14 protein-coding genes and 1 pseudogene are annotated in these 12,298 nt (G+C 32.7%); 3 read left to right on the top strand and 12 right to left on the bottom strand.

Annotation, left to right across the window (positions count from 1 at the left end):
- Position 1: 1 nt before the first annotated feature.
- From BWGOE10_RS14780 to BWGOE10_RS14735, 11 genes and pseudogenes are all read right to left on the bottom strand, one after another.
- Positions 2-445, bottom strand: a complete 444-nt coding sequence (locus BWGOE10_RS14780; RefSeq protein ID WP_070143119.1) for an NUDIX hydrolase — start codon at positions 443-445, stop codon at positions 2-4.
- A 218-nt stretch (positions 446-663) separates the two neighbouring features.
- Positions 664-1,080, bottom strand: coding sequence for a GNAT family N-acetyltransferase (locus BWGOE10_RS14775; RefSeq protein WP_070143121.1), 417 nt, complete (start codon positions 1,078-1,080; stop codon positions 664-666).
- Positions 1,081-1,258: 178 nt separating this feature from the next.
- The gene (locus BWGOE10_RS14770; RefSeq protein WP_070143123.1) at positions 1,259-2,467 is read right to left on the bottom strand and encodes an OFA family MFS transporter; all 1,209 of its coding nucleotides are present in this window, start codon (positions 2,465-2,467) and stop codon (positions 1,259-1,261) included.
- Positions 2,468-2,748: 281 nt separating this feature from the next.
- Positions 2,749-2,892: a hypothetical protein gene (locus tag BWGOE10_RS32895; RefSeq protein WP_002013225.1), complete on the bottom strand. Its 144-nt coding sequence runs from the start codon at positions 2,890-2,892 to the stop codon at positions 2,749-2,751.
- Positions 2,893-2,923: 31 nt separating this feature from the next.
- Positions 2,924-3,952 carry a serine hydrolase domain-containing protein gene (locus tag BWGOE10_RS14765; protein ID WP_070143125.1) on the bottom strand — a complete coding sequence of 343 codons (1,029 nt, stop codon included), beginning with the start codon at positions 3,950-3,952 and terminating at the stop codon, positions 2,924-2,926.
- A gap of 122 nt (positions 3,953-4,074) precedes the next feature.
- Positions 4,075-4,344 (bottom strand): heterocycloanthracin/sonorensin family bacteriocin, encoded by a 270-nt coding sequence (locus BWGOE10_RS14760; RefSeq protein ID WP_070143127.1) that lies wholly within the window; start codon positions 4,342-4,344, stop codon positions 4,075-4,077.
- 199 nt (positions 4,345-4,543) lie between these two features.
- Entirely contained in the window at positions 4,544-4,990 is a 447-nt protein-coding gene (locus BWGOE10_RS14755; protein ID WP_070143129.1) for an NUDIX domain-containing protein, read from the bottom strand.
- Positions 4,991-5,345: 355 nt separating this feature from the next.
- Positions 5,346-5,915 carry a DUF4256 domain-containing protein gene (locus BWGOE10_RS14750; RefSeq protein WP_070143131.1) on the bottom strand — a complete coding sequence of 190 codons (570 nt, stop codon included), beginning with the start codon at positions 5,913-5,915 and terminating at the stop codon, positions 5,346-5,348.
- 261 nt (positions 5,916-6,176) lie between these two features.
- Entirely contained in the window at positions 6,177-6,641 is a 465-nt protein-coding gene (locus BWGOE10_RS14745) for a GNAT family N-acetyltransferase (protein WP_070143133.1), read from the bottom strand.
- 77 nt (positions 6,642-6,718) lie between these two features.
- Positions 6,719-7,642 (bottom strand): nucleoside hydrolase, encoded by a 924-nt coding sequence (locus BWGOE10_RS14740; RefSeq protein WP_070143135.1) that lies wholly within the window; start codon positions 7,640-7,642, stop codon positions 6,719-6,721.
- A 267-nt stretch (positions 7,643-7,909) separates the two neighbouring features.
- Positions 7,910-8,818: pseudogene (locus BWGOE10_RS14735) on the bottom strand (DMT family transporter).
- A 153-nt stretch (positions 8,819-8,971) separates the two neighbouring features.
- On the opposite strand from BWGOE10_RS14735, the gene BWGOE10_RS14730 reads away from it, so the two are divergent.
- Complete coding sequence (locus tag BWGOE10_RS14730) at positions 8,972-10,405, top strand: PLP-dependent aminotransferase family protein (RefSeq protein ID WP_070143137.1); 1,434 nt, start codon at positions 8,972-8,974, stop codon at positions 10,403-10,405.
- Positions 10,406-10,451: 46 nt separating this feature from the next.
- Here the strand turns inward: BWGOE10_RS14730 and BWGOE10_RS14725 are convergent, their stop codons facing one another.
- Positions 10,452-10,982, bottom strand: coding sequence for a DUF4269 domain-containing protein (locus BWGOE10_RS14725; protein WP_070143138.1), 531 nt, complete (start codon positions 10,980-10,982; stop codon positions 10,452-10,454).
- A gap of 174 nt (positions 10,983-11,156) precedes the next feature.
- Here BWGOE10_RS14725 and BWGOE10_RS14720 point away from each other — a divergent pair, with 174 nt between their 5' ends.
- Together BWGOE10_RS14720 and BWGOE10_RS14715 are read left to right on the top strand one after the other, a co-directional pair.
- A complete protein-coding gene (locus tag BWGOE10_RS14720; RefSeq protein ID WP_070143140.1) occupies positions 11,157-11,624 on the top strand; it encodes a DUF2306 domain-containing protein in 468 nt (155 codons plus the stop codon).
- Between the two features lie 139 nt (positions 11,625-11,763).
- Positions 11,764-12,177 carry a DUF4870 domain-containing protein gene (locus tag BWGOE10_RS14715; RefSeq protein ID WP_070143141.1) on the top strand — a complete coding sequence of 138 codons (414 nt, stop codon included), beginning with the start codon at positions 11,764-11,766 and terminating at the stop codon, positions 12,175-12,177.
- Positions 12,178-12,298 lie beyond the last annotated feature (121 nt).

The following is a 12,298-nucleotide window of genomic DNA, read 5'->3' as shown; positions in this document are numbered from 1 at the left end:
TTTATGAAGATTGATGAATAATAGTTCCATTAAAAATATAAGGAACTGTTTCTTTCTTTTGTAAAACACCTTTTAAGTGTTCTGGTATACGTAAATAAGGCTCTGCTATATGTAATTCCATCCAGGTAATCTCTTCAATCTCTTTTGGACGCGATATATATATTTCTCCTCCTATTATTTCTCCTGAAAAATTAAAGAAGATTGCATGATGTCCTCTCTCCTCAAAAAAGGCTTCACTAATGGAACAAATTCCTTTTACGGATATATCTAGCCCTGTTTCTTCTTTCACTTCACGAATTGCTGCCTCTTCTAACGTTTCACCGAATTTAACTGCTCCACCTGGTAAAGTGTAATAAGAACCATTTTCCCCTTTGTTTTTAACCATTAATAGCTTTTCATGTGTTTCATCATATAGAAGCGCGTATGTAACATTTACTTTTTTCATATGTAACCCCTTTGAATGATAAGAATTTTCTGTCTTTGTTTTATTCTATCATTAAATTGTATTTTATTCACAAAAGGAAATGAATTTCTATTCATAAACTCACAAAAGAAAAAGAACGTGTTTTGAAAAAATCAATCAAAATACGCCCTCTATATGTTAAAATAATCGATTCGTTTAAAGAATATCAAACAATAGCAACCATTAATTCAATACGCTTTTTACAATCTTTTTTCTAAATAGTAATGATTATGTCCTTTAGGATGATCTTCACTTACGCCTATCACTTTATATCCATGCTTCTTATAAAAATTAGGGGCTTGGAAACTAAAAGTATCTACGTTGATTAGCCTACATTCTTTTTCAATTGCAAATTCTTCAATGAGTTCCATTAATTTGTTACCGTAGCCTTCGTGTCTACATTCTTCAGAAACCCATAGAAAATCGATATGTAAATGATGCCAGAATGTTATTGCCGTTATCCCTCCTACTATTTCTTCTTTTTCATTTTTCACTATAAAACTAATCTTTTCTGAAAGTGTTTTTTCTTCATTTGAAAGTTGTTTTTGGTTATATTCAATTACTTTTTCTCTTATGTAATCACTATCTTCTTGTACCCATTGCTTTACTATTTTCATTTTAACTATCACGCTCCTTTATGTTATTTATTCAATTTAATAATCGGAATTTCCTATCTTCTTTAATGTTAGTTATGTAGTAAGTACAGGGACAAAATTAGATTTTTTGAATGTCATCCATTGTTTATACATTATGTTTAAAGAAAAAGAGCCCTAGCATAAGGACTCTTTCTTAGCATTAAGCTATTTTTCGATTTAACGATTTTAATTCCTTCTCCTTTTCTGCATTTGGAGGGCGGATTACTATAGAGATAACGAAAGATATTACACATAGAACACCGATTGTAATGAAGGTTGGTTGAAATCCGCCAAGTAGTGCTCCAATGAATGATCCTGCAAGTGCACCAAATCCGAAACCTTGGTAAACAATCCCGTAATTTGTACTATGATTTTTTAATCCGAAGAAGTCTCCAACAATTGCTGGGAATATAGTGATGTTGCCACCAAAGCAAAAAGCAACACTTGCTACACAAGCAAAATAAATACCGTAATTTAGTGGAATGAAACTTAAAGTAAAGACGGATAATCCAATAATAATAAACGTTGCAGAAACGATTTTTAATCGGCCTATTTTATCTGATAACGTTCCAAGAATAATTCTACCTATTGTATTAAAGATTGCGATCATTGCGACGGCATTTGCGGCAGTCGCTGCACTAAGACCAACGAGCTGCACCCCAATGTCTTTTACCATACCGATTAAATATAGTCCGCCCATACATGATGTGAATAACATGAAAAATAAGAGATATACTTGTTTCGTTTTCATCATTTCACGCGGCGTATAATCATTGTGTAATGTTTCAGTTACAGTGTTACTTACAATTGCTTCACGTAAGAAGAATGATCCTATCAGCACTAAAAGTAAGACAATAATACCCCAATATAAAAATGCTTGTGATACCCCAAGACTGTTGATAAGATTTCCGTTTATATATCTAAAGATTAAGCTTCCCATTCCATATGCTGAAACAGATATACCAGAAATAAGCCCTTTACGGTTTGGAAACCATTTAATTAAATTAGATAGTGAGGTAATATATGCTGTTCCATCAGCATATCCAACGACAACACCAGCTAATAAATAAAGTAATGGTAATGAGGAAACTTGTGAACTAAGTATTAAACCGAGTCCTAAAACAATTCCTGCAGTAGCGATAAGTTTACGGAGTCCAAATTTTTGTTGTAGCTTTCCTGCAAATAGAGTTGAGAATGATAAAGAAAAACTCGTAATTGAGAAAGTGATCGCGACTGAATTGAGGTTCCATCCAAACTTACTTACAAGGGGTTGATTAAATAAACTCCATGTGTAAATTGTTCCTAGGCCAATTTGAACAATGATTGTACCTAGAACAATTAGCAACGGATTTATAGATGATTGTTTCATACTAACTGTCCCCTTCTTTTATCATGACATGAATTTTCACAATTAGTATATCCATGATAAATTGCACGATACCGTACGGAAAATGGAAATTAAGTTAGTTTACACAAAAAGACACTTCATCAAGAAGTGCCTCTTTGTAGGTTATATACAGATGTATTTAAAGAAAGCTTTGTTAAGATAAGACATTTTCAAATGCTTATGTACATATGTTATCAAATAATTTGCTGAAAGTGATGAGACTTAAGACGTATTTTTCTTTCATAAATAAGTCCGAGAGAAAATTAATATTCAATTTCCTCGAAGTCTTTCGGCTGGGGTACAGTTTGCATATTAGCTGCATCTTTCGGATCGCTATAAATCGCGTTTTGTTCTGTGTTTACATCCTTTATATTTTGCTTTTTATTTTTATTCACTTCATTTTTCATTAAAGTTCACTCCTTTTTATTATAGGAGTAGTTATGCCCTAACCATATTATTTTTACTGCTACTAAATGTATCAGCGACTAAATTGCTAAATTCACGTAAATAATATAAATAATTATCCCCACCATAGTTGTATCTTTTATTGTACATTTTAGCAACGACGACATTATATTCTGGAATGACTAATATCGTAGGTCCTGTAATTCCTAATATTTGATAGGAACCTTTCGGAACTCGCTCACCAAGTTCGCTAAGTAAAGCTGGTTCATTTTGAACGAACCAAAATAACCCGTTTTGAGGTAGTTCTTTATTTTTATACGCTGGATTTTGTAAGCTCGTAGCAAGTTCTATAACTTCTTTTGGCACAATTTGTTTACCATTTAAGAACCCGTTATTTAAATGCAGGTTCCCCCAGTATGCAAATTCTCTCGCAGAGACAAACAAATTTTTCTCGGAGCCGTCATCTACTGTACCAATACTATTTATGGCGCCTTCATTTGGATTTACAACAACTTTAACCAATTTTTCATCATGTTCTATTCTCCATCCAGTTTCATTGAAGTTGGCAGGTAGGAATACACGCTCTTTTAATAATTCAGGAAAACTCTTATTATACAGCTGATAAATAAGCTGCGTCACCATTCTTACATTAATATCTCTGTACGCCCAAGCTTGTCCCGGCTCAAATTCACGAAAAACTGTCCCATCATCGGTTTCATTTAAACCGTGTGAATGAGTTACTAAGTGTCTTATCGTTGTCTTACCGAGTAATGAAGGATCATGTTTTTTAAAATAATTTACTGCCTCATCATCAAGAGATTTTATTTTCCCCTCATAAACTGCATAAGCTACCATTAATCCTAAATAGCTTTTTCTTGCGGAAGCGACATTGAACTGTGAAGATATGGTTACTTTTTTACTAGTAGGAGTATTTGAATGCTTTCCACTATAGTGCTCTAGTACAATCTTATTATCTTTCATAATACAAAGTGCAGCCGCAGAACTTTGATTTGTCTCTTTAATATTTTCTACCCATGAAATTAATTTTTCATATTTGTACAAATAAATATCCCCCTAAAACATATAAAAATGACAGCATGAAAGAAAAGAAAGAAAAGTTTCAATACATTTTAACTTTGCATCTGCACTTTTCTTTCATGTGAAATATTATTGATCTGTAGTACTTAAATAATCCACCAGCTCCAGCAATTAGAACAGCTGAAACAACCAAAACAGCCAACACAACCTACACAACCACCGCAACGTCCGCCGCCACAACCACCACAGCGACCACCACAGCCACCACAACGTCCGCCGCATCCGCCACAACGACGTGCATCGTCTTGGATGTAATAATATGGATATTGATTTTGTTGCTGATCCCAATACACAACATTACCAGGTTGATAATCATTAAGGTTTAATGATTGTAGTTCTTGTTGAAACTCATTCATTATGAAACCCTCCATTCACAAATGTAAATTCCGTCCATATCTTTAAGTTTATTTACTTTTAAAAATAAAGTAGAAATAAGGCTATAGACTAAATGCGTACATCAACAAAATATGACTTTACACTAGGTGATGTACCTTGTTTATGAGCCTATTTTCTTTATATTCTTTTAGTGGACGTAATTAATATAAATAGAGACGATTAAAAGTTACTAATCCAGCAAGTTAATAGTTCATCACTTAATTTTCTTTCTAGTAATTCTTTTACTGAAGGTGTCGGCATTATTGTATAGGAGTATATATTTTCTTTAGTAAAATCAATCCAGTGAAATGCTAAATGGGACTCTTTAGATATTGGAGTGAAATCGGGTTTTAACTCATTTGAATCTATTTCAAAAATGTGGTTAATTTCATGGTGGAGCATTTCTTTGGTTTTCCATTGATTTTCTATGACGCCTAAAAATTGTTTTATACTGCAATTTACCCCAAGTTCTTCTCGCAACTCTCTTATTAGTGCAGTCTCTGCTGATTCCCCAATTTCAACATGGCCACCAGGTAAAAAATAGTGATGTCCTATGTATTCAGCAACTAGTAATTTTTCATCTTTTATCATGATAGCTCGTACAATATGATGGAATTTACTTTTCATTTTGTATTCCTCCTAATCATTCACTTTATACTTGCTCGAAAATTTCCATTTAAAAGCGGGATAATATAAATCATAGGTGTTTCATATGAGTGAATTTCATTAATAACTGCAAGAGAACATTTTTAAAATTAAAACTAATAATTTTGATAAATGATTCTAAAAAAGAGTATGTTTATGAAGAAAATTATCAAAACATACTCTTAATATTTTTAATTGACTCATTCATTTACAAAAAGGTTTGATTATTCCCTTTCTATGTGGCTCCACAATTGAAGCTAATAGCTAAAGAATGAAATTAATACTTTTCCCTAGGTAACTTCATTCTCAAATTCAAATTTACCTGTTTGTACAAATTTTAGACCCTTAGCGAACCACGAAACCCCCTTGCGGCATAGTAGGATTCTGCTCCATTGTGATACACAAAGACATGCCCAAAGCGATAATCGCAAAAAAGGGCACCGCCAAGTTCTCTAATATCAGAAGGTGTTTGCACCCAACTTGACGTCTTCATATCGAAATTTTCAAGATTATGCAACGCACGATATTCTTCTTCCGTTAATAGTTCAATACCCATGGTAGTTGCCATATCAATAGCGTTATTTTCTGGTTTATGTTTCTTTCTTGATTCTAGTGCTTCAAGATCGTAACAAACACTTCTACGACCTTTAGGACTTTCTGCTGAACAATCATAAAAAATGTATTCGCCTTTTTCTTTATCAAAATCAACAACATCAGGTTCGCCACCAGTTCGTTCCATTTCGTTGAGCGACCACAACTTTTCAGTATTAGCATCTAGCTTCTCTTGAACATTAGCCCATTCTAGACCTGTATGGCGGTTCATATTATTCTCAAAACGATCTTTCAATGTTTGTAGTAATTCTTCACATTGCTCTAGTGACAACTCTTTTTTATTGCTCTCTTTCATATTAGTTCCTCCATTGATGTTTTTATTAATGATAGTTTAAGTATATATAAATACTGTTTTATAATAAAATGTTTAAATAATTGTGTGAATTCGCTTTGCAATAATTTATATGATTTAGCAAAATCACTTATCCGCAATAAGGTCCTTTAACGGAACAACTTATTGCGGATAAGCAGTTCCTTACTCGATCTTTCAATTCTAGATGTTCTTTTCCTTTTTACTATAAATACACGATATAACTTTATTCAAAACAGTACATCTTTATTTCAACAACAATAAGCGATATATTTCCTCACCGTCATATACATTTCCTAATGGTTTAAAACCATAACATTCATATAGTTTCTTTGCTGAAATATTATCTTTATGGACAGTTAATCTAATTTCCTCACACTCTTTAAAGTTATTTTTTATTAATTTAATGATTTCCTTTAATGCGGATTTTCCATATCCTTTTCCTTGCTCTTTTTCATCAATGATAAATCCGTTAATCCAATACATATCTGTTGATTCTCGTACAAAAGCGTGCATAATAAAACCAACTATAAGATCGCCATTATATATAGCGAATGGAATATATTCGACATTTGCACCATCTGGTTTTATGTATACTTTAGCAAGTGATACTGCCACTGCCGGAACAAAGTGTATTTGATTTTCTTTAACTTGTAACTTTAATACGTCTTCCCAATTTTCTCTCGTAACAATTTTTAATTGGACGTTCACTATTTTAAGCTCCTTTAAAAAGAGAATTTATCTTTTATATTCAACGGTGTGAAATAATTCCCTTTTTCGACATCAACCTATAACATGATTTCCATAAAATCCTGGATAAATTTTTCCTCATCCAATTGTAACGCTATACGTGCCCCTTCAGATTTAGAGTGTGGGCGAAAATCAGCAAAAGTTTGTCCCTTCGTTTCACCGCATATATCCACGGTCACTTTTCGGGATGTATAATTTAAAAATGTAGGATTCACCAAGCCACTAATAGCAAGTACATCGTGTAATAATGGCCCTTCAATAGATGGATTGAGTTTTTGGTGTGCTGATAAATAATAATCATACAGGGGTTTCATAATCGGCTTAAATGAATTTTTTGTATTAGCTAAAATATAAGTAAATACATTTGGGGTTAAAACTGTTTTATTTGTTACATTTAAAGGGAATAACGTTATATTTTTAGCTTGCTGAAATACAATTTGACTTGCTATAGGATCTCCGTACACGTTCGCCTCTGCTAATGGAGTAACATTCCCTGCTTCTAAAAAGACACCACCCATAAAATAAATTCCTTTTACATTTAACATCAAGTCGCTCCATAAATTAAAAGCAATTGCTAACGAGGTAGATCTTCCTACATCGACAATTGTTAAATCTTCTCCATTCTTTACAAGAATCGCAGCAATACTACCAAAATTGTATATCGGAATAGACAACACACTTTCCGGTACATGTATGGGTCCTAATCCTTCTGGTCCATGAATTTCAGGGTAATACGTTGTAATTTCATTTGTAAGTGGCTTTGTTGCCCCACTAATTACAGGAATATCTTGTCTGTTTGCTAACTGTAAAATATAAGCTGCATTATGAGCGGCATGTATATGTTCAACATTTCCATATCCAGTTACGATACCAACAATTTCAATTTCAGGATGTAGTAATCCGTACATAATTGCAAATGAATCATCAATACCTGGGTCTCCGAAAAATAAAACTTTCTTCAAGAAACGTTCCCCTTTCATATGTAAGATAATTATGTATATGTGGAAAAAATTTAAATCTATACAATTCTAAGCAAGTATTAATGGTGAGTAGCGTGTCGATAAAAAAGAACTAGTATTATACTAGTTCTTACTCTGGTAATCATCTAACAGTATAATTAAATTCCGTACAAATGCTGGACTAGTGCATTTTAATATAGATATTTTCCGTTATATCTATAAAAACCCATATTAGTTCAATATTGTGCAACTACTCGCAGAGGTGTCTTACTATACTTTTTCGCTCCCGATTTGCTTATAATTATCTTTTTTAAATGTTAAATGAGCAATCACAACTCCAAGTATAGTAATTACCCCTCCGATTATCGAAACAAAGGTTGGCACCTCACCTAACCATACCCAAGCAATAAAACACGCAGTTACGGGTGTTAAATATAGAGAGCTAGTTGCCTCAGATGCACCGGCATGGGATGTAATATACGCTAATGCAATGTACGGAAGTACTGTCGGAAACACACCTAAATATATAACGCTCAAAGTAATTTCTATAGGAGCTGCTACAATTTCTTCATAAATCCCAGGTGAAAAAATAAACATACATACAGTACCAGACCAAATTGTATATATTGTAAATGGCAAGAAACCATACTTTTTTAAGTACGACTTTTGGAAAACGAAAAATAGGCTTTCTGAAAATGCCGCAAATAATATAAGAAATACCCCGCTATTCAATTGAATGGAATCTCCTGGACTTAATGATAAAAAAGCAATTCCTGCTAAACTAATTACACCACCGATCCAACCATTTAATTTCATTTTTTCATTCAAAAAAACAGAAGCAAGAATTGCCGTTAATATAGGTGTTACAGATACAATTAAACTAGCAGGTCCAGCATTCACACTCTTCTAACCGTAGTTCAGTGCAATATGATAAATAGTAAATCCTAGAGCGCCAAATATAAAAATTACTGGAATATCTTTTAAGTCAGGTAAACGTAATTTGTATATAAACGAAAACAGTAGAAGAATCAAAGAAGCGATTAATAATCGTAGCAATGTAAGGTGTTCAGGCGTGTAAGCTTCAAGGCCCATACGAATCCCTGGAAAAGCTGTCCCCCATATAAGAATGGTAAAAGCGTGAGCACATACAATACGGAAATCCCATTTTTTATTATGCATATTTTCTCTCCCTCTCCAATAAACCAGCCATTTTCCTATTACCAATTATTTCTTTTCATCATATTTAATAGTTGATACAATGTCTTCAACCAGTTATTCCTCGAAAAAACCAACCACTTTGCATTTTTAAAATGAATGAGGGAGTTTTTTAATATGTCGACCGATAAAAAACCGCCAAAATATCGACAAATAATAGACTATATGAAAGAAAAAATTGAAAACGGAGAATGGACAATTGGAGGTAAGATTCCTAGTCAGCGGCAGTTAGCGAAATTATTTCATGTCAATCGTAGTACTGTAATAACTGCACTAGAAGAACTTATGGCAGATGGTTTAATTCAAGGGAAAATTGGAGCGGGAACAATTGTAATGAATAATACATGGTCATTATTAGCGACTAATCCCCCGCCTGATTGGAGTGAATATGTGAAAGCCGGTATTCATAAACCAAGTAAATTAATGGTTCGAGAAATTAATGAAGCAGAAGCAAACAAAAAATTCATTCATCTTAGTAAAGGAGAACTTGCACCTCATCTTTTCCCGTTAGAAACCATGCAATTCATTATGGGAAACGTATGTGAGGAGCTAGATTATTTCGGATACGAGGAACAAAAAGGATATTTCCCTTTACGTGAAGCGATAAGTAATTATGTAAAATCATTCGGAATAAATACATCTCCAAGTTCTGTATTAATAGTCTCTGGTGCATTGCAGGCATTACAATTAATATCAATCGGTCTATTACATAGAGAGTCAACTGTTTTACTTGAACAACCTTCTTACTTATATTCACTTCATGTATTTCAGTCGTCTAATATTCACCTTTCTGGAATACAGATGGATGATCATGGCATTGTCCCTAATGACTTATTAAGACGCATTAATTATAGTCAAAAGAAAAATATTTTATATTCGATTCCTTGTTTTCAAAATCCAACGGGTGTATTAATGTCCAACGAGCGACGAAAAGAAATACTAAAAATTTGCGAAAAGGAACAATTGCCTATCATTGAAGATGATATTTATCGTGAGCTATGGATTGATGAACTGCCTCCACCTCCGTTAAAATCAATGGATAAACATGGACATGTATTATATATTGGTAGTCTCTCTAAAACGCTTAGCCCAGGACTTAGAATTGGTTGGATTATCGGACCGGAACCCGTTATTGATAGATTGTCAGATATAAAAATGCAAACAGACTATGGATCGAGTTCTTTATCACAAAGAGTTGCTGCTGAATGGATAAATAAAGGTTTTTATGAAGAGCATGTAGCGAACGTAAGAATTAACTTAAAAGAACGAAGAAAAATGATGGTACAAGCTTTACATAAGTATTGTACAGACATTGCTACATGGGATATACCTAGTGGTGGATTTTTTATATGGCTAAAGGTTGTACCTAGCATTCCGATGAAGAAACTATTTTCAGAGGCACTGTCAAAAGGAGTCCTTTTAAACCCAGGACGGATTTATGAAGAAGAATCAGATCAGTGTATACGTTTATCATATGGATATGCTTCTTCAGAACAAATAACTTACGGCATTAAATTGTTGAGTGAATTAATCCGTAAATTAATGACATAACAAAAAATCCTCTTTTATTTATAAGAGGATTTTTTATGTAGCTTATTTACCACAATCTCATTTTCTGCCCTAATAAAATTAGTTTTTCATAAGGATCTCCATCAATCTTTAATACTTGAGCAAAAGCAGGTTCTGTTTTTAACCCTTGTTCTTTTAATCGAATGATTTTTTCTCTTATATGGGGGTGCTGCATTAATAGCATGTGCTCTACAATCATATGTTTATATGCATTTTGACTACGAACTGGCTTAGGTTGACCAAATAATACAAAATCAAAACCTTCAAATTGAAATTTCACCTTTATCGTTTCGGTATTTTTATTATTTTTCTTTTTTATTTCAAATCCTTCATAAGAACCATATAAAGATCTTATTTCCTGTTCAAAAGCATCAAAATTATGTACTTCCATTACAATATCTAAGTCAGAATGAAGTATATCGATTCTAATAGGGATTGTCCCGCATAGCACAGGGCTATATAGTGCTAAGTCCTCGGTTATGTTTAGTTTATTCATAACTTCGTAAACTTTTTGCTGTTTATCATTCCCAGATTGTAAATATGTGATAGATGTAAACATTGAAGTCTCTCCTTCATTTAACGTAATACTCGTCTCACTAAATTCGAGAAAAAATTTAATCATTTCATTTTGTTCTAGGAGTACCCTTATTTCAATATATTAAGCCGAACTAACTATATTTTTCAACTTTTCTCCTATACTGCAATACTATAAAAATAAAAAGGAGGAATTATCATGAGTGTTTTCAATATTCTTTTGACCATTCACATATTATTTGGAACCATATGTTTAATTACGGGAATTGTAGCGATGCTTGCTCAAAAAAAGAAAGGAAAGCATACAGAATGGGGCGAAATATATCATGCATCTTATGTTGTAATAACTCTTACTGCAATTATATTGTCCATTATAAATTGGGATAAAATCGCATATTTATTTTATGTAGCAATTTTCTCTTATTTATTTGCGATTTATGGCTATCTTGCAGGAAAAAAGCGTTGGAAAAATTGGCTCCACCACCATATTAGAGGTATGTTAGGCTCCTATATCGGTGCCGTAACCGCGCTTTTAGTAAACGTCGGCATTCATATTCCAATTATTAATTCACTGCCGCCTATATGGTTTTGGTTTTTACCTACCTTAATTGGCATTCCTCTCGTAGCCAGTGTATCAAAAAAATATAAAAAACAAAGGAAGAATTAATTACATTTTGATTACTTTCTAAGTAAGCTTATGAAAAATTATGCTTAATACTGCAAGTAGTATTATTATTTTGATTCCATGTTTCCGATGATATAATGGGTTATATTATTCCATATAAATTAAATATAGGAGGATTTTAATGATACTATCACAAGATAAAAACATTAAACTAGTGATACATGGACTTACTTTCTTATCTTTCTTGGCCTTTTTCCTCTTTGGTAATACACTTTTCTTTGTACCGCTCATACTTTATTTCGTTTTTAAATCACAAAGTATAAAAGAGATGAATTTAGAATCAGCCCTTTTTCAATTTGGAGTATGGCTCGCTGTATTTCTTTGGAACTTCATAGTAATCCGTACGATCATGATTTCCTTATTACACATTGACTTGAGTAGAAATTCCTTATTTGTTATTTTTGGAACAATTCCACTATATATAATACTTTTAGCTGCTGTAATTTTAGGACCACTTAAAGGGATTTTATATGAATTACAAAATAAAGAATTTCATTATCCTATTGTTTCACGATGGGTGTATAGAACTAAATAAAAAGAATCCAATATTTTTATTGGATTCTTTTTATTTTCTCTTTTGCATAGTTATTTAAACTTCGACTCAATGTATTCAATTATGTTACCATCAGGAAAACAGCTGTAAATCATTTCCTAGC

Source organism: Bacillus mycoides, from assembly GCF_001757995.1.
Classification (GTDB): Bacteria; Bacillota; Bacilli; order Bacillales; family Bacillaceae_G; genus Bacillus_A; species Bacillus_A mycoides_B.
This window is presented reverse-complemented; position numbering and strand designations above follow the sequence as displayed.